The 21,701-nt window shown below is 60.9% G+C and carries 17 protein-coding genes and 2 tRNA genes; 16 read left to right on the top strand and 3 right to left on the bottom strand.

What is annotated here, in order from left to right; all coding sequences use genetic code 11:
• Positions 1–56: 56 nt before the first annotated feature.
• The gene (orn, locus tag IFT99_RS22905; protein ID WP_065987811.1) at positions 57–593 is read left to right on the top strand and encodes an oligoribonuclease; all 537 of its coding nucleotides are present in this window, start codon (positions 57–59) and stop codon (positions 591–593) included.
• A gap of 117 nt (positions 594–710) precedes the next feature.
• Positions 711–1,322, top strand: a complete 612-nt coding sequence (locus tag IFT99_RS22900) for a trimeric intracellular cation channel family protein (protein ID WP_065987810.1) — start codon at positions 711–713, stop codon at positions 1,320–1,322.
• A gap of 12 nt (positions 1,323–1,334) precedes the next feature.
• On the opposite strand, the gene queG is transcribed toward IFT99_RS22900, so the two are convergent.
• Positions 1,335–2,453, bottom strand: coding sequence for a tRNA epoxyqueuosine(34) reductase QueG (gene queG, locus IFT99_RS22895; RefSeq protein ID WP_244657057.1), 1,119 nt, complete (start codon positions 2,451–2,453; stop codon positions 1,335–1,337).
• A 62-nt stretch (positions 2,454–2,515) separates the two neighbouring features.
• Between queG and IFT99_RS22890 the strand changes: the two genes are divergently transcribed.
• The 12 genes from IFT99_RS22890 (at position 2,516) to IFT99_RS22835 (ending at position 17,615) form a co-directional block, all read left to right on the top strand.
• Positions 2,516–4,012: an NAD(P)H-hydrate dehydratase gene (locus tag IFT99_RS22890; RefSeq protein ID WP_192135349.1), complete on the top strand. Its 1,497-nt coding sequence runs from the start codon at positions 2,516–2,518 to the stop codon at positions 4,010–4,012.
• On the top strand, positions 4,000–4,470 hold the full coding sequence (gene tsaE / locus IFT99_RS22885; protein WP_192135347.1) for a tRNA (adenosine(37)-N6)-threonylcarbamoyltransferase complex ATPase subunit type 1 TsaE: 471 nt from the start codon (positions 4,000–4,002) through the stop codon (positions 4,468–4,470). Before IFT99_RS22890 ends, tsaE begins: the two co-directional genes overlap by 13 nt.
• Positions 4,471–4,483: 13 nt before the next feature.
• On the top strand, positions 4,484–5,926 hold the full coding sequence (locus IFT99_RS22880) for an N-acetylmuramoyl-L-alanine amidase (RefSeq protein WP_197986088.1): 1,443 nt from the start codon (positions 4,484–4,486) through the stop codon (positions 5,924–5,926).
• A gap of 26 nt (positions 5,927–5,952) precedes the next feature.
• Entirely contained in the window at positions 5,953–7,908 is a 1,956-nt protein-coding gene (gene mutL / locus IFT99_RS22875) for a DNA mismatch repair endonuclease MutL (protein ID WP_192135395.1), read from the top strand.
• The gene (gene miaA, locus IFT99_RS22870; protein WP_065987804.1) at positions 7,908–8,879 is read left to right on the top strand and encodes a tRNA (adenosine(37)-N6)-dimethylallyltransferase MiaA; all 972 of its coding nucleotides are present in this window, start codon (positions 7,908–7,910) and stop codon (positions 8,877–8,879) included. The genes mutL and miaA overlap by 1 nt, the downstream gene beginning before the upstream one ends.
• 104 nt (positions 8,880–8,983) lie before the next feature.
• On the top strand, positions 8,984–9,244 hold the full coding sequence (gene hfq / locus IFT99_RS22865) for an RNA chaperone Hfq (RefSeq protein ID WP_019691505.1): 261 nt from the start codon (positions 8,984–8,986) through the stop codon (positions 9,242–9,244).
• Positions 9,245–9,256: 12 nt separating this feature from the next.
• Complete coding sequence (gene hflX, locus IFT99_RS22860; RefSeq protein WP_192135338.1) at positions 9,257–10,558, top strand: ribosome rescue GTPase HflX; 1,302 nt, start codon at positions 9,257–9,259, stop codon at positions 10,556–10,558.
• A gap of 96 nt (positions 10,559–10,654) precedes the next feature.
• Complete coding sequence (gene hflK / locus IFT99_RS22855; protein ID WP_065987802.1) at positions 10,655–11,836, top strand: FtsH protease activity modulator HflK; 1,182 nt, start codon at positions 10,655–10,657, stop codon at positions 11,834–11,836.
• Positions 11,836–12,705 carry a protease modulator HflC gene (gene hflC / locus IFT99_RS22850; RefSeq protein WP_065987801.1) on the top strand — a complete coding sequence of 290 codons (870 nt, stop codon included), beginning with the start codon at positions 11,836–11,838 and terminating at the stop codon, positions 12,703–12,705. The genes hflK and hflC overlap by 1 nt, the downstream gene beginning before the upstream one ends.
• Before the next feature lie 290 nt (positions 12,706–12,995).
• On the top strand, positions 12,996–14,183 hold the full coding sequence (locus tag IFT99_RS22845) for an ATP phosphoribosyltransferase regulatory subunit (RefSeq protein ID WP_065987800.1): 1,188 nt from the start codon (positions 12,996–12,998) through the stop codon (positions 14,181–14,183).
• A gap of 54 nt (positions 14,184–14,237) precedes the next feature.
• Positions 14,238–15,530 carry an adenylosuccinate synthase gene (locus IFT99_RS22840; protein WP_065987799.1) on the top strand — a complete coding sequence of 431 codons (1,293 nt, stop codon included), beginning with the start codon at positions 14,238–14,240 and terminating at the stop codon, positions 15,528–15,530.
• Positions 15,531–15,680: 150 nt separating this feature from the next.
• A complete protein-coding gene (locus tag IFT99_RS22835) occupies positions 15,681–17,615 on the top strand; it encodes a methyl-accepting chemotaxis protein (protein WP_192135330.1) in 1,935 nt (644 codons plus the stop codon).
• 73 nt (positions 17,616–17,688) lie between these two features.
• Here IFT99_RS22835 and IFT99_RS22830 read toward each other — a convergent pair.
• Together IFT99_RS22830 and IFT99_RS22825 are read right to left on the bottom strand one after the other, a co-directional pair.
• Positions 17,689–17,775, bottom strand: a tRNA-Leu gene (locus IFT99_RS22830).
• A gap of 194 nt (positions 17,776–17,969) precedes the next feature.
• A tRNA-Leu gene (locus IFT99_RS22825) sits at positions 17,970–18,056 on the bottom strand.
• Between the two features lie 213 nt (positions 18,057–18,269).
• Here IFT99_RS22825 and rnr point away from each other — a divergent pair.
• Both rnr and rlmB read left to right on the top strand, forming a co-directional pair.
• Positions 18,270–20,888, top strand: coding sequence for a ribonuclease R (rnr, locus tag IFT99_RS22820; RefSeq protein WP_192135328.1), 2,619 nt, complete (start codon positions 18,270–18,272; stop codon positions 20,886–20,888).
• The gene (gene rlmB / locus IFT99_RS22815) at positions 20,885–21,634 is read left to right on the top strand and encodes a 23S rRNA (guanosine(2251)-2'-O)-methyltransferase RlmB (RefSeq protein ID WP_037015712.1); all 750 of its coding nucleotides are present in this window, start codon (positions 20,885–20,887) and stop codon (positions 21,632–21,634) included. The genes rnr and rlmB overlap by 4 nt, the downstream gene beginning before the upstream one ends.
• The last annotated feature ends 67 nt before the right edge of the window (positions 21,635–21,701 follow it).

The raw sequence follows: 21,701 nt of genomic DNA, 5'->3' as shown, positions 1-21,701 counted from the left end.
CGAGTCTAGCACGCCCGGGTGGGCTAAACTGCGCGCCAACGCTGAGGAGCCGACATATGCAGAACAAACAGAATCTTATCTGGATCGACCTGGAAATGACCGGTCTGGACCCTGATAACGACGTCATCATCGAGATGGCAACCATCATCACTGACAGCGAGCTCAACACCCTGGCCGAAGGCCCGGTCATCGCGGTGCATCAGAGCGATGAGCTGCTGAACGGCATGGACGAATGGAACACCCGCCAGCACGGCGGTTCCGGCCTGACTCAGCGCGTGCGCGAAAGCAAAATCTCCAACGACGAAGCCGAGGCCATGACGCTTGAGTTCATCAAGCAGTGGGTGCCCGAGCGCAGTTCGCCCATCTGCGGCAACAGCATCTGCCAGGACCGTCGCTTCCTGTACAAGCGCATGCCGACGCTGGAAAACTATTTTCACTACCGCAACCTCGACGTCTCGACCCTCAAGGAACTGGCCGCGCGCTGGTCGCCTGACCTCAAGTTCAAGAAGGGCAGCACCCACCTGGCGCTGGATGACATTCGTGAGTCGATCGCCGAGCTGCGTTTCTACCGCGAGCACTTCATCAAGTCGTGACAGCAGGGCGCCGGCGGCCAATCGCAGTCGCCTGGAGATAGCGCTAAACCAAACGCTCTCTTTTGGTGCCCCGGTCGAGTGGTTAGACTGCGCCCCTTTCTCGCAGGGACTGCCGCCATGTTGTTGATGCTCTACCTGATCGCCATTACGGCCGAAGCCATGACCGGCGCGCTGTCCGCAGGCCGTCGCGGCATGGACTGGTTCGGTGTGGTGCTGATCGCCTGCATCACGGCGCTGGGCGGCGGTTCGGTTCGCGACGTGCTGCTGGGGCATTATCCGCTGACGTGGGTCAAGCACCCGGAATACCTGATCCTTACCAGCATTGCAGCGCTGGTGACCATCTTCATCGCACCGCTGATGCGCCATCTGCGCTCGCTGTTTCTGGTGCTCGATGCACTGGGATTGGTGGCGTTTACCCTGATCGGCTGCATGACCGCGCTGGACATGGGCTTGAGCATGACCGTCGCCGCCGTGAGCGGGGTGATCACCGGCGTGTTTGGGGGAATCCTGCGGGATATTTTCTGCAACGACATCCCCCTGATCTTCCGTCGCGAGCTGTATGCCAGCGTATCGTTCGCCGCCGCGTGGTGCTTTTTGCTGTGCCAGTACGCCGGATTGCCGGTGGAGCAGGGCACGCTGATCACGCTGTTTGGTGGGCTGTTGCTGCGGCTGCTGGCGATCAAGTTTCGCTGGGAAATGCCGAAGTTTGTTTACAAGGACGGGCACTGAACCGGCGCGTGATTACAACAAGCGCCCTGGGGCCCTGGCTTCATGCTGCCCCAACGCCCATTCCACATGCTCGCGCACCATCTCTGACGGATGCTCCCGCCGCGCTTTCAGCGCTTCGATCACGGGGATGGTAGACGGCGCGTTACCCAGCCCCACGGCCAGATTTCTCAACCACCGCTCATACCCGGCGCGCCGCAACGGTGAGCCTTCGGTGTTGCTCAGGAAGGTGGTCTCATCCCACAAAAACAGCGTGGTCAATTCGGCGTTATCAAGGCCGTGGCGGGGTTTGAAGTCCGTTTGATCGGTCGGCCGTGCGAAGCGATTCCACGGGCAGACGATCTGGCAGTCATCGCAGCCGAACACTCGATTGCCGATCAACGCACGCAAGTCTTCGGGGATCGACGTCTTCAGCTCGATGGTCAGGTAGGAAATACACTTTCGCGCATCCAGCACGTAGGGTCCGACGAAGGCGTTGGTCGGACACACGTCCAGGCAGGCCGTGCAGCGCCCGCAATGCTCGGTGGCGTGTGGGGCGTCTACCGGCAGCGGCAGGTCGACGAACAGCTCGCTGAGAAAGAAATAACTGCCGGCCTTGCGATTGAGCACCAGAGTGTTCTTGCCGATCCAGCCCAGCCCGGCCTGCTCGGCAATGGCCTTCTCCAGCACCGGCGCGCTGTCGACGAACGCGCGAAACCCGAATGGCCCGATCGCCTGTTGAATGCGCTCCGCCAGTTGCTGCACGCGCTTGCGGATCAGCTTGTGATAATCACGGCCCAGTGCGTACCGCGAGACGTAGGCTTTCTCGGGCTGACCCAGCAACTGAGCCATCTGCGTATCGCCGGGCAGATAGTCCATGCGCAGCGACACCACGCGCAGCGTTCCCGGCACCAACTCGTCCGGATGCGAACGTTTGCTGCCATGCGCTGCCATATAGTCCATCTCGCCGTGGTACCCGGCGTCGAGCCAGCGCTCCAGGTGCTGCTCGTGCTCGGCCAGGTCCAGCCCCGAGATTCCGACTTGCTGAAAGCCAAGCTCGCGCCCCCAACCCTTGATCGATTGGGCAAGGTCGGTCAGCCCGGCTGCCGTTAGAGGCTCTGGAGCTGTGGATGGGTCTACAGTTATCGCGGACATGCAAAGAGGACACCGGGGCGCAGGTGCGTATAATTCTGCCAGACATCGGAGCCCAAAGACGCATGTTGCACAGCAAACCCCCATTTCCCGACGCACTGTACAGCGCCGCTCAGGTGCGCGACCTCGACGCACGCCTGATTGCTGCCGGCACGCCCGGCTTTGAGCTGATGCAGCGCGCTGCCCATGCTGCATGGCGGGCAATACGTCGTCGCTGGCCCGAGGGCAGGCAGCTGACAGTGATGACCGGTCGCGGCAACAACGCCGGCGACGGCTACCTCGTGGCTGCGCTGGCCCGGCGTGCCGGCTGGCACGTTCACGTGCTGGCTGTGGGTGACTGCGCAGCGCTGGGCGGCGACGCTCGATCCGCTTATGAAGAAGCGGTTGCCGCCAAGGTCGATATTCAGCCCTGGCAACAGCAGGCGCTGGCCGGCATCGTTGTCGACGCGCTGCTGGGCACAGGGCTGACGGGGGACGTGCGCGATCCTTACGCGGCGGCCATTGAAGCCATCAACGAGAGTGGATTGCCAGTAGTGGCCGTCGACCTCCCTTCAGGGCTCTGCGCCGACACCGGCCGAACACTGGGCGTCGCCGTCCGCGCCGATCTGACCGTCACCTTCATTGGCCTCAAGGTCGGGCTGTTCACTGGCGATGCGCCCGAGATGGTCGGCGAGCTGGTGTTCGATGACTTGCAGGCCGACGCCGAGATCATTCGGCAAACCCCCGTCAGCGTCAAACGGCTGGACACCTTCAATCTGCCCACCCTGGCGCCTCGCTCACGCATCGCACACAAGGGCATGTTTGGTCGCGTGCTGGTGGTGGGCGGCGATCGAGGTTTCGGCGGCGCAGCATTGCTCGCCACCGAAAGCACGCTGCGCACCGGCGCCGGGATGGTCACGCTGGCCACGCGGCCGGAACATATCAGCGCCGCGCTGACGCGATTCCCTGAAGTGATGAGCGCCGGCATCAGCTCGGCCAACCAGCTCCTCGCCTTGATTGAGCCTGCGTCGGTGCTGGTGGTGGGTCCGGGGCTCGGCCAGCACAGTTGGGGAAAAAGCCTGTTGTCTGCGGCCGCGAACGCGCCGTTGCCGCAGGTCTGGGATGCCGACGCGCTGAACGAGCTGGCGACCGGTGCCGTGCAATTGCCCGAGGGCAGCGTGATCACCCCGCATCCTGGCGAAGCCGCGCGTCTGCTGGGCGCCGACACGAAACACATTCAAGCCGATCGTCCGGCTGCGGCGCGTGCGCTGGCCAAGAAATTCAATGCTGTATGCGTTTTAAAAGGCAGCGGCAGCCTGATCGCCAACCCGGCAGGTGACCTCTCACTGGCCGATCACGGCCATCCGGCGATGGCGACCGGCGGGCTGGGCGATGTCTTGTCCGGTGTCATCGGCGCGCTGATGGCGCAAAAGATGAGCGCCTATGACGCTGCTTGTCTGGGCGTCTGGCTGCACGCCTTCGCTGGTGAGTTATGCGGCGCCGGCGGGCGAGGGCTGGCTGCCGCTGATCTGATTCCTGTTATTCGCCAGCTTCTGGAGGAGCACCAACCGTGTCTGAGTTAACCCTGGCGCTCATGGGTGAAGAGGCCATGACCCACTTCGGCGCACGTATTGCCCAAGTGACTGAAAGCAATGGGATTATTTTTCTGAAGGGCGATCTGGGGGCGGGCAAGACCACGCTGTCCCGAGGGATCATTCGCGGCCTGGGGCATACCGGCGCGGTAAAAAGTCCGACGTTTACGCTGGTAGAACCTTACGAAATTGGGAGAAACCGCGCGTATCACTTTGATCTCTACCGACTTGTTGATCCAGAAGAGCTAGAATTCCTCGGCATCCGGGACTATTTCGAAGGCGATGCCCTTTGTCTTATCGAATGGCCCAATCTTGGTGCAGGCTTTTTGCCAAAGCCTGACCTGATCATTACCATAAGGCCGCTCGACGAAGGTCGAGCGTTGACGCTGAGCCCAAAAAGCTCGCGTGGCGAGATGTGGTGTGCCGCTTTGGCGCCTTCGTTTAAATAGACATTCAATAGATATGGGGTTTGGTATGCGCATGCGCGCGCTGGTTACTGTGATTGGACTGCTGCTGGCGACACTGGCTGTCGACGCGTTGGCCGCTTCACAGGTACGAAGTGTCCGCTTATGGCGTGCCCCGGATAACACGCGGCTGGTTTTCGACCTGTCTGGCCCTGTTCAGCACAGTGTCTTCACGCTGCAGTCCCCTGATCGTCTGGTCATCGACATCAACGGCGCCACCCTGGGTGGGCCGCTGAACGTGCCGACGGCCAACACGCCGATCACCAGCATGCGCTCGGCGCAACGCACGCCTGACGACCTGCGCGTGGTCATCGACCTGAAGAAGGCCGTGACGCCGAAGAGCTTCACCCTCGCGCCGAACCAGCAATACGGCAACCGTCTGGTGGTCGACCTGTACGACAACGCCGCCGATGCCAATCCGCCGCCGTCGGTTGCCGATACCCCGGCCACCACCGCGCCTGCGACGCCCGCAGTGGTGCCGGTCAGCCCGTCCAAGCCTGAAATCAAGCTTACCCCTGTGCCAAATGGCAAGCGCGACATCGTTGTCGTCATCGATGCCGGTCACGGCGGAGAAGATCCGGGTGCGTCCGGCGGTCGCGGTGAGAAAGAAAAGAACGTCGTGCTCGCGATTGCCAAGGAGCTTCAGCGCCAGATCAACGGCGAAAAGGGCTACCGCGCCGAGCTGACCCGTACGGGCGACTACTTCATCCCGCTGCGTAAGCGCACGGAAATTGCCCGCGCCAAAGGTGCTGATCTGTTCGTGTCCATTCATGCCGACGCGGCGCCTTCTTCGGCGGCCTTCGGCGCTTCGGTGTTTGCCCTGTCGGAACGCGGCGCGACCTCCGAAACAGCACGCTGGCTGGCGGACAGTGAAAACCGTTCCGACTTGATCGGTGGCGCCGGGGCCGTAAGTCTCGATGACAAGGACCGCATGCTCGCGGGTGTACTGCTCGATTTGTCGATGACCGCATCACTGACTTCAAGCCTGAACGTCGGCCAGAAGGTCCTGACCAACATCGGCCGCGTAACCTCGCTGCACAAGTCCCGCGTCGAGCAGGCCGGCTTCATGGTGCTGAAGTCGCCGGACATTCCGTCGATTCTGGTCGAGACCGGCTTCATCTCCAACGCGGCCGAAGCGAACAAGCTGCAAGGCACCAGCCACCAGCAGGCCCTGGCGCGCTCCATCACGGCGGGCGTGAAGCAGTTCTTCCAGCAGAATCCGCCGCAAGGCACGTATATCGCCTGGCTGCGGGATAACGGCAAGCTGGCCATGGGCGCGCGCGAGCATACGGTGCGTCCCGGCGAGTCGTTGAGCATGATCGCGGCGCGCTACGACATGACCATGCCGATGCTTCGTACAGCCAATCATCTGAGCTCTGACGAGGTGAAAGTCGGGCAGGAGCTGAGAATCCCCAGCGCAGAACTGGCAGGTGAGCCGTGACTGACCTGTTGCTCGGTGATCAAGAGCTGGATGTCAGCGTAAGCCCCGATTTACCGGCGGCCGAGGCTGCGCGTATCCAGCTGCTGAGTCCGCGGCTCGCCAACCAGATTGCTGCGGGCGAGGTCGTCGAGCGCCCGGCGTCGGTGGTCAAGGAACTGCTCGAAAACAGCCTTGATTCCGGCGCGCGCCGTATCGATGTCGACGTCGAGCAAGCCGGCATCAAACTGTTGCGTGTCCGCGACGACGGCGGCGGTATTTCCTCTGACGACCTGCCCCTGGCACTGGCCCGACATGCCACCAGCAAGATCCGCGACCTGGAAGACCTTGAGCGAGTCATGAGCCTTGGCTTCCGGGGCGAAGCGCTGGCGTCGATCAGTTCCGTGGCGCGCCTGACGTTGACGTCTCGCACGCGCGACGCCGATCAGGCCTGGCAGGTCGAGACCGAAGGCCGCGACATGGCTTCCCGTGTTCAGCCCGCTGCGCACCCCGTCGGCACCTCCGTGGAAGTGCGTGACCTGTTTTTCAACACCCCTGCGCGGCGCAAGTTTCTTAAAGCCGAGAAAACCGAGTTCGATCACCTCCAGGAGGTAATCAAGCGCATGGCGCTGGCTCGATTCGATGTGGCCTTTCATTTACGCCATAACGGCAAGACTGTCCTGAGCCTGCATGAAGCCCACGATGACGTCGCGCGCGCGCGTCGGGTTTCGGCTATTTGCGGCCCCGGGTTTCTGGAGCAGGCGCTGCCGATCGAGGTCGAGCGCAACGGTTTGAGGTTGTGGGGATGGGTGGGGCTGCCGACGTTCTCGCGCAGTCAGGCCGATCTGCAGTATTTCTTCGTCAATGGCCGTGCAGTGCGCGACAAACTGGTTGCCCACGCTGTGCGTCAGGCTTACCGCGACGTGCTGTTCAACGGCCGGCATCCGACCTTCGTGCTGTTTTTCGAAGTCGATCCGGCGGTCGTCGACGTCAACGTCCACCCGACCAAGCACGAAGTGCGGTTCCGCGACGGGCGCATGGTTCACGATTTCCTCTACGGCACGCTGCATCGCGCCCTCGGCGATGTAAGACCTGAAGATCAGCTCGCGGGCACCACCTCGGTTACCGCGCTGGTGCGTCCAAGCGGGCCGGATGCCGGCGAGTTCGGGCCCCAGGGCGAAATGCGCCTGGCCAATAACGTGCTCGAAACGCCACAAGGTCAGGCGTGGAATCCGCCGGCCGGATCCGCGCCAGGCTCTGGCAGTGGTGCGGGTTACCAGTATCAGTACACGCCGCGGCCGTCGTCGGTGCTTCCGGCTGAAGAGGCGCGTGCCGCTTACAGCGAATTCTTTGCCCCTCTGCCCGGCGTGCAGGCGTCGGCGAGCGCAGGCAGCGTGTCGCTTCCCGAATCCCAGGGCGATGTTCCGCCGCTGGGTTATGCACTCGCTCAGCTCAAAGGCATTTATATCCTCGCGGAAAACGCCCACGGCCTGGTGCTGGTGGACATGCACGCGGCCCATGAGCGAATCATGTACGAGCGCTTGAAGATCGCCATGGCCAGCGAAGGCCTTAGCGGTCAGCCGCTGCTGGTGCCGGAGTCCATTGCGGTCAGCCAGCGCGAAGCCGACTGCGCCGAGGAACACATGGTGACCTTCCAGCAGCTGGGCTTCGAGTTGCAGCGCCTTGGGCCGGAGACTCTCGCTATCCGGCAGATCCCCGCGCTGCTTAAACAGGCTGAGGCGAATCGACTGGTGCACGACGTGCTGGGCGATCTGATGGAGTACGGCACCAGCGATCGCGTTCAGGCGCACATGAATGAGCTGCTCGGCACCATGGCGTGCCACGGTGCGATCCGCGCCAATCGCCGGCTGGCCATCCCGGAAATGAACGGGCTGCTGCGTGACATGGAAAACACCGAGCGCAGCGGTCAATGCAACCATGGACGGCCCACCTGGACCCAGCTGGGTCTGGATGATCTGGACAAACTATTCCTGCGCGGTCGATGATGAGTGCTCTTCCTCCGGCCATCTTTCTGATGGGGCCGACCGCCGCCGGGAAAACCGATCTCGCCATCGAGCTGACCAAAGTGCTTCCGTGTGAGCTGATCAGCGTGGATTCCGCGCTGGTGTACCGCGGCATGGACATCGGCACTGCCAAGCCATCAAAAGCGCTGCTGGAGACGTATCCGCACCGTCTCATCGATATCCTCGACCCGAGCCAGAGCTACTCTGCGGCGGATTTTCGAACCGATGCCTTGCACGCCATGGCGGAAATTACCGCCCGGGGAAAAATTCCCCTGCTGGTGGGCGGCACGATGTTGTATTTCAAAGCTCTACTGGAGGGCCTGGCCGATATGCCTGCGGCTGACGCCGAGATTCGTGCGCAGATTGAGGCGCAAGCGGCCAGTCAGGGCTGGCAGTCGTTGCATGATGAGCTGGCGAGCATCGATCCGGTGTCGGCGGCGAGAATTCACCCCAACGATCCCCAACGGCTGGTTCGCGCGCTGGAAGTCTTTCGGGTTAGCGGCATGAGCATGACCGCGCACCGGGAACAACAAAGTGCGCAAAGTGCTCAAGCGAGCGCTTCGGGGCGTCATCAATTGCCCTATACTGTCGCAAATCTCGCGATCGCACCGACGGATCGCAAGGTGCTCCACGACCGAATTGCTGTGCGTTTCAGGCAAATGCTTGATGAAGGATTCGTTGAAGAAGTCGTAGCGCTACGTTCGAGGGGTGATCTGAACTCGAATTTACCGTCTATTAGAGCTGTAGGGTATCGCCAGGTCTGGGATCATCTGGACGGCAAGCTGACTCGGGACCAGATGCAGGAGCGCGGCATCATTGCCACGCGCCAGCTGGCCAAGAGGCAGTTCACCTGGTTACGCAGCTGGCAGAATTTGCACTGGTTGGACAGCCTGGCTTGCGACAATCTGCCACGCGCCTTGAAATACCTGGGGTCGGTCTCCATATTGAGCTGAGTCCTTGCAATAGCCGTCTATCCTTGGGGGATAGCCTTCGGGAGGTAGCGGCCCAAGCCAATGTTTTCGAATTTATTCTATTGATCCTTAAAGGAGTGCGGCACATGTCAAAAGGGCATTCGCTACAAGACCCTTACCTGAACACTTTGCGTAAAGAGAAGGTTGGGGTTTCGATCTATCTGGTAAACGGTATCAAGCTGCAAGGCACTATCGAATCCTTTGACCAGTTCGTTATTTTGCTGAAGAACACTGTCAGCCAAATGGTCTACAAACACGCCATCTCGACTGTCGTTCCCGTCCGCCCGATTCGTCTGCCTAGCGCTACCGAATCGGAGCAGGCTGACGCCGAGCCAGGTAACGCCTGATAGGAGTCTGCTTTGTTCTTTGAGCGCCACAGTGGTGGTGAGCGGGCGATCCTCGTTCACTTGGATGGTCAGGACCCTGAGGCGCGCGAAGATCCGCAGGAGTTCAGGGAGCTGGCGCTGTCGGCCGGCGCCGACATTGTCTCGTTCGTCAACGTGCCAAGGCATCGGCCAACGGCCAAGTATCTGGTAGGCAGCGGCAAGGTCGAGGAATTGCGCGACCTGGTCAAAACCGAAAAGTCAGATATCGTCATCTTCAATCATGTCCTTACACCCAGTCAGGAACGTAACCTCGAACGTGTTTTCGAGTGTCGCGTGCTTGACCGTACGGGCCTGATTCTCGACATCTTCGCCCAACGGGCGCGCACCCATGAAGGCAAGCTGCAGGTCGAACTGGCCCAGCTTGAGCACATGAGTACGCGGCTGGTCCGTGGCTGGACTCACCTTGAGCGTCAGGGTGGCGGTATCGGTCTGCGCGGTCCGGGTGAAACCCAGCTCGAAACGGACCGGCGCCTGTTGCGTGTGCGCCTGCGTCAGATCAAGGGCCGGCTTGAAAAAGTTCGCAGTCAGCGTGATCAGGCCCGTCGTGGCCGGTCCCGCGCCGACATCCCTACGGTTTCGATCGTCGGCTATACCAACGCCGGCAAGTCAACGCTGTTCAATGCGGTGACCGACTCCGACGTCTACGCGGCCGATCAGCTGTTCGCGACCCTTGATCCGACCCTGCGCCGCCTTGAAGTCAAAGACCTTGGGCCGATTGTGCTGGCTGATACGGTGGGTTTCATCCGTCATTTGCCGCACAAGCTGGTCGAGGCCTTTCGGGCTACGCTCGAAGAGTCGAGCAACTCCGATCTGCTGCTGCATGTGATTGACGCTCATGAGCCCGATCGCCTTGAGCAGATCGAGCAGGTCATGGTGGTGCTGGGCGAGATTGGGGCCCAGGACTTGCCGATGCTTGAGGTGTATAACAAACTCGATCTGCTCGAAGGGGTTGAGCCGCAGATCCAGCGCGATGCCGATGGCAAGCCGCAGCGGGTCTGGGTTTCTGCCCGTGATGGACGCGGTCTGGACTTGCTCAAGCAAGCCATTGCCGAAGTGTTGGGCAATGACCTCTTCGTGGGGACGCTGCGCCTCACGCAGGAGTTCGCCCGGTTGCGTGCCCAGTTTTTCAACCTGGGTGCGGTGCAGAGCGAAGAGCGCGACGAAGAAGGTCAGAGTCTTTTGGCTGTTCGGTTACCCCGAGTTGAATTCAACCGCCTGGTGAGTCGCGAAGGACTGCAGCCGCTGGAATTCATCGAGCAACACACTTTGCAATAAAAGCCTGACAAAGCGGTTGTACCGCTTCGACGGGCATTCTGTAGCATTGGTCGGCGCGCCGTGGGCGCGTCTTTGCTTTATCAGATGGAGAGCGCTATGGCTTGGAATGAGCCGGGTGGCAACTCGAATAATCAGGATCCTTGGGGTGGTAAGCGCAAGGGCGGCGACCGCAAGGGGCCACCGGATCTCGACGAGGCCTTCCGTAAGCTGCAGGAAAGCCTGAATGGGTTGTTCGGTGGTGGCAAGAAACGCAGTGGCGATGGCGGCGGCAGCGGCGGTGGATCGAGCAAGGGCGGTGGCCTCGGCCTGCTCGGCATCGGTCTGGTCGTGCTGCTCGCCATCTGGCTGTACAACGCAATCTATGTGGTCGACGAGCAGGAGCAGGCTGTTGTGCTGCGCTTCGGCAAGTACTACGAAACTGTCGGGCCGGGTCTGAATATCTATTTCCCGCCGTTTGATCGCAAGTACCTCGAAAACGTGACGCGTGAACGTGCGTACAGCAAGCAGGGCCAGATGCTCACCGAAGACGAGAACATCGTCGAAGTGCCGCTGACCGTGCAGTACAAAATCACCAATCTGCAGGATTTTGTGCTGAACGTTGATCAGCCTGAAGTCAGCCTGCAGCATGCGACCGAAAGTGCCTTGCGTCATGTGGTGGGTTCGACCGCCATGGACCAGGTGCTGACTGAAGGTCGTGAGTTGATGGCCAGCGAAATCAAGGAGCGGCTGCAACGCTTCCTCGATACCTATCGCACCGGCATCACCGTGACTCAGGTCAACGTGCAGAGCGCTGCGGCGCCGCGCGAAGTCCAGGAAGCGTTCGATGACGTGATCCGCGCCCGTGAAGACGAACAGCGCTCACGTAACCAGGCTGAAACCTACGCCAATGGTGTGATCCCGGAAGCGCGCGGTCAGGCTCAGCGTATTGTCGAAGACGCCAACGGCTATCGCGATGAAGTGGTTTCTCGGGCCAAGGGTGAGGCGGATCGTTTTACCAAGCTGGTCGCCGAGTACCGCAAGGCACCGGAAGTCACGCGTGAACGTCTGTATCTGGACACCATGCAGGAAGTCTTCAGCAACACCAGCAAGGTACTTGTGACCGGCGACAAAGGTCAGAACAACCTGCTTTATCTGCCGTTGGACAAAATGATCGATAGCAGCCGTAACGGTTCCAGCTCGTCTGCCACGGGCGGCGCTGCTGCTGCACCGGCAGATCCGGGTTCACGGGCAGCGGACATGCAACAGCAACGTGACACGCGCACTAGGGAGACTCGCTGATGAGCAATAAATCTCTGGTTGCCCTGATTGTCTGCGTCGTGTTGGCCGTGGTCGCATGGAACAGCTTCTACATCGTCGCTCAGACCGAGCGCGCGGTGCTGCTGCAATTCGGTCGCGTGGTTCAGGCGGATGTTTCGCCAGGCCTGCACGTGAAGATTCCTTACGTGAATCAGGTGCGCAAGTTCGATGGTCGCTTGATGACCCTCGATGCGCCGACTCAGCGTTTCCTGACGCTGGAAAAGAAAGCCGTGATGGTCGATGCCTACGCCAAATGGCGCGTGAAGGACGCTGAGCGTTTCTACACCGCGACTTCCGGCCTGAAGCAGATCGCCGATGAGCGTCTCTCCCGTCGTCTCGAATCCGGTCTGCGTGACCAGTTCGGCAAGCGCACGCTGCACGAGGTGGTTTCGGGTGAGCGTGACGCACTGATGGCTGACATCACTGCGTCTCTGAACACCATGGCCGGCAAAGAGCTGGGCATCGAAGTTGTCGATGTTCGAGTCAAGGCCATCGACCTGCCGAAGGAAGTGAACCGCAGCGTGTTCGAGCGTATGAGCACCGAGCGTGAGCGTGAGGCCCGTGAGCACCGCGCCAAGGGTAACGAGCTGGCGGAAGGCATCCGTGCCGACGCCGATCGTCAGCGCCGCGTTCTGTTGGCTGAGGCGTATCGGGAGTCTGAAGAGGCACGCGGTGATGGTGATGCTCAAGCGGCTGCGATCTACTCCAAGGCCTACGGTCAGGATCAGGAGTTCTACGCGTTCTACCGTAGCCTGCGCGCCTACCGTGAAAGCTTCGCCAACAAAAGCGATGTGATGGTGCTGGACCCAAGCAGCGAGTTCTTCCGCTATTTGCAAAAAGCCAAGCCGTAATCGCATCAGCACCTGATCACTCCGCCGGGCGGCAAAACTGCCCGTCGGGGTGATCGCGCGACAAAACGTGTGTATGATGCGGCAGCCGGGAAATTCCCGGCTTTTTTGCGTCTGCACGATTGATTGGCCGTGACGTGTTCCGTGCGCGGCAGTTTTTTCGAGGACGGTGTTCACGATAGTGCGGCGCATCGGGCAGGGGACATTCCCTTGCCCTGCGTCCGCAGAATGCTGTCTGCTTCACTCAAGGCTTGCCCAAGGGCCGGCCGCCCGGATCATAGGGGAAAGGCGTAATGGCAACGGTTGACCGCTGGCTGCTGCCGGATGGCATCGAAGAAGTACTGCCGCCGGAAGCTGCGCGCATTGAAGTCGCGCGTCGTCAGGTGCTGGATCTGTTTCAGAGCTGGGGCTACGAGTTTGTCGTGACCCCGCACATCGAATACCTCGAATCACTGCTCACCGGTGCGGGCCAGGATCTGGATCTGCGCACCTTCAAAGTGGTCGACCCGCAATCGGGTCGGCAGATGGGTTTCCGCGCGGACATCACGCCACAGGTCGCCCGCATCGACGCCCACACCCTGCGTCGCGAAGGCCCAAGCCGCCTCTGCTACGCCGGCAGCGTGCTGCATGCCCAGCCGCGTGCATTGTCGTCCTCGCGCAGCCCGATCCAGTTGGGTGCCGAGCTGTACGGCGACGCGAGCCCGAGCAGTGACGTCGAGGTCATCAGCCTCATGCTGGCGATGCTGCAATTGGCGGATGTGCCAGACGTCCATATGGACCTGGGGCACGTCGGGATTTACCGCGGTCTTGCCCGCGCTGCCGGATTGTCCGGCGAAGTCGAGCAACAGCTGTTTGATGCACTCCAGCGCAAAGCCATCGACGAGGTCATTGCGTTGACCGAAGGTCTGCCGACCGACCTGGCCAGCATGTTGCGTGCGCTGGTGGATCTGTGTGGCGACCGTACGGTATTGGCGCAGGCCCGCGACCGTCTGGCGAATGCGCCGGCGGCGGTCATTGAGGCGCTGGATGATCTGCAGGAAATCGCCGAACGTCTCTCGGCCCGATTCCCTGAGCTACCGTTGTACTTTGACCTTGGCGAATTGCGCGGCTACCACTACCACACTGGCGTGGTCTTTGCGGTCTTCGTCCCGGGTGTTGGCCAGTCGATCGCCCAGGGCGGTCGGTACGATGACATTGGTGCCGACTTCGGTCGCGCGCGACCGGCGACGGGTTTTTCCACCGATTTGAAAACCCTGGTGACACGCGGTCAGGCGCAGATCGAGCTACCGTCTGGCGGTATCTGGATGCCGGACAGCACTGATGCGGCGCTGTGGCAAACGGTCTGCCAGTTGCGCGCTGAAGGTCAGCGTGTGGTTCAGGCGTTGCCAGGCCAACCGGTTTCAGCAGCGCTAGACGCCGACTGTGATCGGCAATTGATTCAGCAGGGCGAGCGTTGGCAGGTAATGCCGCTGGCCTCTTGAGTTTCCCCGCCGGCCGCTGCCGGCACCAAGTTTGCGCGAATGAGGACAAGTGTTATGGGTAAGAATGTCGTAGTCCTGGGCACCCAATGGGGTGATGAGGGCAAAGGCAAGATCGTTGATCTGCTGACCGAACATGCAACCGCGGTAGTGCGCTATCAAGGTGGCCACAACGCTGGCCACACACTGGTGATCGACGGCGAAAAAACCGTCCTGCACCTGATTCCGTCCGGCGTCCTGCGCGAAGGCGTGCAGTGCCTGATCGGCAACGGTGTGGTCGTCGCGCCTGATGCGCTCATGCGCGAAATCACCAAGCTGGAAGATAAAGGCATTCCGGTGCGCGAGCGTCTGCGCATCAGCCCGTCCTGCCCGCTGATCCTGTCCTATCACGTGGCCCTTGATCAGGCCCGTGAAAAGGCTCGTGGCGAGCACAAGATCGGTACGACCGGTCGTGGCATCGGCCCGGCTTACGAAGACAAGGTTGCGCGTCGTGGCCTGCGCATCGGTGATCTGTTCCACCGCGAGCGCTTCGCCGCCAAGCTGGGCGAACTCCTGGATTACCACAACTTCGTTCTGGTCAATTACTACAAAGAGCCGGCGATCGACTTCCAGAAGACGCTCGACGAGTGCATGGAATACGCCGAACTGCTCAAGCCGATGATGCTCGACGTGACCGCAACGCTGCACGAAATGCGTCGCGCCGGCAAAGACATCATGTTCGAAGGCGCTCAGGGTTCGCTGCTGGACATCGACCACGGTACCTACCCGTACGTCACCAGTTCGAACACCACTGCCGGCGGCATCGCTACCGGTTCGGGCATGGGGCCAATGTACCTGGATTACATTCTGGGCATCACCAAGGCTTACACCACTCGCGTGGGTTCGGGTCCGTTCCCGACGGAGCTGTTCGACGACGTTGGCGCGTTCCTGGCCAAGCGCGGCCACGAGTTCGGGGCAACCACCGGCCGTGCGCGTCGCTGTGGCTGGTTCGACGCCGTTATCCTGCGTCGCGCCATCGACGTTAACAGCATCTCGGGCATCTGCCTGACCAAGCTGGACGTGCTTGACGGTCTCGAGACCATCAACATCTGCGTGGGTTACAAGAACGAAAACGGCGCAGTGATCGACGCACCGACCGACGCCGACAGCTACATCGGCCTTGAGCCGGTGTACGAAGAAGTGCCGGGCTGGTCCGAGTCGACCCTGGGTGCCAAGACCCTGGAAGAGCTGCCTGCCAATGCTCGCGCTTACATCAAGCGTCTTGAAGAGCTGGTCGGCGCACCGATCGACATTATTTCGACGGGCCCTGACCGCAACGAGACGATCGTTCTGCGTCATCCGTTCGACTGATAAGTCGTTGAAGCGCAAATAAAGGGTCGCCTCGGCGGCCCTTTGTTTTGCCCGCTGGAAACTACTCGCCACTGCGGCACGACCCTTGCTGTGATTCCGCTTATAAAACGATGCCATCATTTTGATGGCGTGTGTGGCGAGGGATCTCCTGTGTCGGCCGTTAATTCTCTTCTGCGCAGCCGCTTGCTGCGGCCCGTATTCATTGCTCTTGGTATCGCCCTTCTGGTGCAAGTGCTGGTTGCCGTCGCCCTCACTCGGAGCACCGTCACTGCGCTCGAAGCTGAGCTGGCGGCACGGCTGGGTGTAGATTCGCAACACTTGACCGGCGAGCTGGAGCAGGCGAGCCGTGACGTAACGTCCAGTCTGGACAGTCTTTCGCAAAATACTCGTCAGCGCCTGAGTGCCGGCCTCTCGACGCGCCTTAAAGATGAGCAGGCGCAACTGCGTGCGACGCTGGAGAAAGACCTTCGGGATTCGGCGACGGACATGGCCGAGCTGCTGGCAGCTGTCGCGCCACGGGCGATGTGGGATGGCGATACGCCGACGCTGTCGGAGTTCGCGCGCCGGGCGCAACGTAATCCGAACGTGCTGTTCGTGGTCTACGACGACGCCCAGGGCGAGCACTTGACGCGTTACCTGAATCGCGAGAACGAATCGATCAAGGCCCTGTTGGCGAAAGGCGAGGGTGAGCGCGCCATGGACAAGGTCCTGAACGCGGCGCAGAAAGACCCTTCGGTTTACTACGTTGAAGCGTCCATCAGCCCCAATGGCGTCGAGATCGGCAAGGTCCGCATGGGCGTGTCAACCACCTCGGTAGAAGAGAATCTGGCGGCGCTGGACAAGCGCTTCGTTGCGCTGATCGGCAGCGGTGATCAACTGGTTTCGGAAAGTCTTGGCGGCGCGGCCGCCGAGAGTTCTGCCGCGTTGCGCTCGCGTCTGCAGGCGGCGCAATCTTCGGCCGCCGCGATGGCAGGCAATACCAGCTCCGCTGTGCAGGAGGCCGCGACCACGCTGCGCTGGAGAATCGGTGTCGGGCTGTCTCTGGTGGGGCTCGGCGTGCTGGTTCTGTTGGCCATCGTCCTGGGGCGCCGCGTCGTGCTGCGCTTGCAGTTGCTCAGCCGCGCGCTGGATGATCTGGCGGCAGGCGAAGGTGATCTGACCAAACGCGTCAAACTCAACGGTAACGATGAGATTGGTGACATGGCTGCAGCGGTGAACCGCTTTGTCGACAAGTTGCAGCCGATCGTTCGAGAGGCAGGGGATGTGGCGCAGCAGACTGGCGTCGAGATTGGCGCCATGAGCAAGCGCAATGCAGGTGCTGGCGCTGCAGCCGAGTTGCAGCGCGATGAAGTGGCTGCCAGCCTTCAAGCGTTGGCGCAGATGGCTGACGAAGCGCAGGCCGAGAGCCAGGCAATGCAGGCAGCACTGCGGCAGGTGGTGGATATTCGTCAGGCGACCGATGAAAACACGCGCACCTCCAATCAGGTCGGCAGTTTGATCGAGGCGCTGGCCGGGCAGGTGGACACCGGCGCCCAGGTCATCGAGCGGCTGGCGCAGCAAAGCCAGCAGATTGAAGTGGTTTTGGAAGTGATCCATGGCATCGCCGAGCAGACCAATCTGCTTGCCCTTAATGCTGCCATTGAGGCCGCGCGCGCCGGTGAGACCGGTCGAGGTTTCGCCGTTGTCGCCGATGAAGTGCGCGCGTTGGCGAGCAAGACGCAAAGCTCGACGGGCGATATCCAGGAGCACATCGCCAAGCTGCAATCCGGCGCGCGCGAAGCAGTGGCAACGATTGGTCTCGCCGGTCGTCAGGCCAAGGAAGGGCTCGCAGTGCTGAAAGACAGCGCGCGGCTGCAGCACTCTGTGCAGGTGTCGGTCGAGCAGGTACATGCGGCGATTGGCCTGGCGACCCGAGCGGCAGAGCATCAGGCTCAGGGCGCGCAAGCGGTGCGTGGGCGGGTAGAGGTTATTCACGCCCAGGCCGAGAAGGCTGCCCAGGCGGTGGTGGAAACGACCGCCAGCGGCAAGACGCTGGACAGGCTTGCCGCGCAGCTGAAGGCTAGTCTGGGGCAATTTCGAGCGTAGTTTCGCTCTAGGGGGGACAATTGCAGCTCCCCAGAAAGCACAAAACCGAGCACTCGGCTCGGTTTTGTTTGTTTGGTGCCCAGAAGAAGACTCGAACTTCCACGACCTTGCGGTCACCAGCACCTGAAGCTGGCGTGTCTACCAATTTCACCATCTGGGCATGGCGCTGATTTAATTAGATTTTTCGCGGGAGTGCAACTGAATTTTTGAATTTCTTCGGGAGGCTGTTCAGCGATTCGTTTGCCCCATGGGACAGGGCAGGGTAAGTGATCTACGCTGAGCGCTGTTTTGCCAGGCTTGACTTTTCAAACCATAAAATGCACAAAACCGAGCCAAGGCTCGGTTTCGTTGAATTGGTGCCCAGAAGAAGACTCGAACTTCCACGACCTTGCGGTCACCAGCACCTGAAGCTGGCGTGTCTACCAATTTCACCATCTGGGCAGTTCGTTGATTTCATTCGATATTTCGTTTGATTTCAACTACAACTTGGCAGTGCCGTCGTTGTGGGGCGCATCTTACGGAGGAGATTGAAGGCTGTAAAGCCCCCGTGCAAAAATAATTTGAAATAGCGAAAAGTCCCAGCAAACGCTGTCTTCGCGTTTCAATCTGGTATATGCCAAACTAATTACATACAGATAAGGTGAATTCATTCTAATGGCCGATTGGCAGTCCCTCGATCCCGAGGCCGCTCGTGAAGCGGAAAAATACGAAAACCCCATCCCTAGCCGTGAGCTGATTCTGGCTCACCTCTCCGAGCGCGGATCGCCCGCAGCCCGCGAGCAGTTGGTGGAAGAATTTGGCCTGACGACTGAAGATCAGATCGAGGCCCTGCGACGTCGGCTCCGTGCCATGGAGCGCGACGCGCAACTGATTTACACCCGGCGCGGCACGTACGCGCCGGTCGACAAGCTGGACCTCATCCTGGGTCGCATCAGCGGTCACCGTGACGGCTTCGGCTTCCTGGTCCCGGATGACGGCTCTGACGACCTGTTCATGAGCCCTGCGCAAATGCGCCTGGTGTTCGATGGTGACCGTGCATTGGCGCGTGTCTCGGGCCTGGACCGTCGCGGTCGCCGCGAAGGCGTCATCGTCGAGGTCATCTCCCGCGCCCATGAAACCGTAGTGGGCCGCTACTTCGAAGAAAGCGGCATCGGTTTCGTCCAGCCGGACAACCCAAAAATCCAGCAAGAAGTGCTGATTACCCCGGGCCGTAACAACGGCGCCAAGGTCGGTCAGTTCGTCGAGGTGAAAATCACCCACTGGCCAACCCCGCGTTTTCAGCCGCAAGGCGACGTGGTTGAGGTCGTGGGTAATTACATGGCGCCAGGCATGGAGATCGATGTCGCGCTGCGTACCTACGACATTCCTCACGTCTGGCCCGAGGCTGTGCTGAAAGAAGCCGCCAAACTGAAGCCGGAAGTGGAGGAGAAGGACAAGGAAAACCGCGTCGATCTGCGTCACCTTCCATTCGTCACCATCGACGGTGAAGACGCCCGCGACTTCGACGATGCTGTTTTCTGCGAAGCCAAGCCGGGCAAGCTGCGCCTGTTCTCCGGCGGCTGGAAGCTTTACGTGGCCATCGCCGACGTATCAAGCTACGTGAAGCTCGGCTCGGCGCTCGACGCGGAGTCTCAAGTGCGTGGCAACTCGGTGTATTTCCCCGAGCGCGTGATCCCGATGCTGCCTGAGCAGCTGTCCAATGGGCTGTGCTCGCTGAATCCGCTTGTTGATCGTCTGGCAATGGTTTGCGAGATGACGATCTCCAAAACCGGTGAAATGACCGACTACGTGTTCTACGAAGCCGTGATCCACTCCCATGCACGCCTGACCTACAACAAGGTCAGCTCGATGCTGGAACACCCGAAAGCCGCCGAAGCCAAGCAGCTGCGTGAGCAGTATGGCGACGTCGTACCGCATCTGAAGCAGCTTTATGCGTTGTACAAAGTGCTTCTGGGCGCCCGGCATGTTCGCGGTGCCATCGATTTTGAAACCCAGGAAACCCGGATCATTTTCGGCTCCGAGCGCAAAATCGCCGAGATCCGTCCGACCACTCGCAACGATGCGCACAAGCTGATTGAAGAGTGCATGCTCGCGGCGAACGTGGCGACTGCAGCGTTTCTCAAGAAGCACGAAATTCCCGCACTGTACCGCGTACACGACGGCCCGCCGCCTGAGCGCCTGGAAAAGCTGCGTGCCTTCCTTGGCGAGCTGGGTCTTTCCCTGCACAAGGGCAAAGACGGCCCGACGCCGAAGGACTACCAGGCGCTGCTCGAAACCATTAAGGACCGTCCGGATTACCACCTGATCCAGACTGTCATGCTGCGTTCGTTGAGCCAGGCGGTATACAGCTCCGATAACCATGGCCACTTCGGCTTGAATTACGAGGCGTACACTCACTTCACCTCGCCGATTCGTCGCTACCCGGACTTGCTGACTCACCGCGCGATCCGCAGTGTGATCCGCTCCAGGCAGGAAACCCCGCACGTTCGCCGTGCCGGTGCTCCCGCCATTCCGAAGGCCCGTATTTACCCGTACGACGAAGCGATGCTCGAGCAATTGGGCGAGCAGTGCTCGATGAGCGAGCGCCGTGCCGATGAGGCGACACGCGACGTCACGAACTGGCTGAAATGCGAGTTCATGAAAGACCGCGTTGGCGAGTCGTTCCCGGGTGTGATCACGGCTGTTACCGGCTTTGGTCTGTTCGTCGAGCTGACCGATATCTACGTCGAAGGCCTGGTTCACGTCACCGCATTGCCGGGTGACTACTACCACTTCGATCCGGTCCATCATCGCCTGGCCGGCGAGCGCACAGGCCGTAGCTTCCGTCTGGGCGATACCGTTGAAGTGCGCGTGATGCGCGTTGATCTGGACGAGCGCAAGATCGACTTCGAAATGTCCGAAAAGACCACCAGCGCGCCGATCGGCCGCAAGCGTCGAACGTCCGAGCCTGCTGCGGCGGAGAAGGGCAAGGATTCCAAGGAGTCGTCGTCTGCTTCCAAGTCCGGTCGTCGCACCGCGAAAGAGCCTGTCGCCGAAGCTTACCGGCCGGGTGATGCGGCTGCCAAGAATGCGGAAGTACGCAAAAGCCGTGAGATGAAGAAAGCGCTGCTGACTGAAGCCAAGGGTGGTAGCAAGGCATCGTCGGGAAAGTCGACGAGTGACTCTGCTGGCGCTTCCGGTAAAACCAGCAAACATCGCAAGGGGTCGTCCAAATCGGGCTCGACCTCTGCTTCAGGCAGTGGCAGCGTGCGCAAACCTAAGGCGAAGTCATGAGTCAGCTGGAAAAAATCTACGGTGTTCATGCCGTAGAGGCGTTGTTGCGTCATCACCCGAAGCGGGTCAAGCAGATCTGGCTGGCTGAAGGGCGCAGCGATCCGCGGGTTCAGGTGCTTATCGAGCTCGCCGCGCAGAACCGCGTGTCGGTGGGGCAGGCCGAGCGCCGCGAGATGGATGCGTGGGTCGAGGGTGTTCACCAAGGCGTAGTGGCGGATGTCAGTCCGAGCCAGGTCTGGGGCGAGGCGATGCTCGACGAGTTGCTCGATCGCACTGAAGGTCCGCCACTGATCCTGGTGCTTGATGGCGTCACTGACCCCCATAACCTCGGCGCCTGCCTGCGGACTGCCGACGCAGCCGGCGCTCTGGCGGTGATCGTGCCCAAGGACAAGTCTGCGACATTGACGCCGACCGTTCGAAAAGTGGCATGCGGTGCGGCGGAGGTGATCCCTCTGGTGGCCGTGACCAACCTGGCACGCACGCTGGAAAAACTCCAGCAACGTGGTCTGTGGGTCGTCGGCACTGCGGGCGAGGCCGAGCAGGAGTTGTACCAGCAGGACCTGACCGGGCCGACCATCCTGATCATGGGTGCCGAAGGCAAAGGCATGCGCCGCCTGACCCGCGAGCATTGCGACTATCTGGTGCGCCTGCCGATGGCTGGCAGCGTGAGCAGTCTAAACGTTTCGGTTGCCACAGGCGTCTGCCTGTTCGAAGCCCTGCGTCAGCGCGCTGCTGCCAAGAAGTAGTCAGCCAAGAGTGGCAAGCTCCAAGCCTCAAGCTGCAAGCCGGTTACGCTTCAGCTTGTAGCTTGTA

The organism is Pseudomonas sp. CFBP 8772, from assembly GCF_014841665.1.
GTDB classification, from domain to species: domain Bacteria; phylum Pseudomonadota; class Gammaproteobacteria; order Pseudomonadales; family Pseudomonadaceae; genus Aquipseudomonas; species Aquipseudomonas graminis_B.
This window is presented reverse-complemented; position numbering and strand designations above follow the sequence as displayed.

What these genes read in the sequence shown, in the direction of transcription:
- IFT99_RS22890 (WP_192135349.1), top strand. Translation starts at nt 2,516, where the DNA reads ATGTTGCACAGCAAACCCCCATTTCCCGACGCACTGTACAGCGCCGCT.
- queG (WP_244657057.1), bottom strand. Translation starts at nt 2,453, where the DNA reads ATGTCCGCGATAACTGTAGACCCATCCACAGCTCCAGAGCCTCTAACG.
- hflC (WP_065987801.1), top strand. Translation starts at nt 11,836, where the DNA reads ATGAGCAATAAATCTCTGGTTGCCCTGATTGTCTGCGTCGTGTTGGCC.
- IFT99_RS22845 (WP_065987800.1), top strand. Translation starts at nt 12,996, where the DNA reads ATGGCAACGGTTGACCGCTGGCTGCTGCCGGATGGCATCGAAGAAGTA.
- IFT99_RS22880 (WP_197986088.1), top strand. Translation starts at nt 4,484, where the DNA reads ATGGGGTTTGGTATGCGCATGCGCGCGCTGGTTACTGTGATTGGACTG.
- hflK (WP_065987802.1), top strand. Translation starts at nt 10,655, where the DNA reads ATGGCTTGGAATGAGCCGGGTGGCAACTCGAATAATCAGGATCCTTGG.
- miaA (WP_065987804.1), top strand. Translation starts at nt 7,908, where the DNA reads ATGAGTGCTCTTCCTCCGGCCATCTTTCTGATGGGGCCGACCGCCGCC.
- rnr (WP_192135328.1), top strand. Translation starts at nt 18,270, where the DNA reads ATGGCCGATTGGCAGTCCCTCGATCCCGAGGCCGCTCGTGAAGCGGAA.
- IFT99_RS22900 (WP_065987810.1), top strand. Translation starts at nt 711, where the DNA reads ATGTTGTTGATGCTCTACCTGATCGCCATTACGGCCGAAGCCATGACC.
- hfq (WP_019691505.1), top strand. Translation starts at nt 8,984, where the DNA reads ATGTCAAAAGGGCATTCGCTACAAGACCCTTACCTGAACACTTTGCGT.
- IFT99_RS22840 (WP_065987799.1), top strand. Translation starts at nt 14,238, where the DNA reads ATGGGTAAGAATGTCGTAGTCCTGGGCACCCAATGGGGTGATGAGGGC.
- rlmB (WP_037015712.1), top strand. Translation starts at nt 20,885, where the DNA reads ATGAGTCAGCTGGAAAAAATCTACGGTGTTCATGCCGTAGAGGCGTTG.
- orn (WP_065987811.1), top strand. Translation starts at nt 57, where the DNA reads ATGCAGAACAAACAGAATCTTATCTGGATCGACCTGGAAATGACCGGT.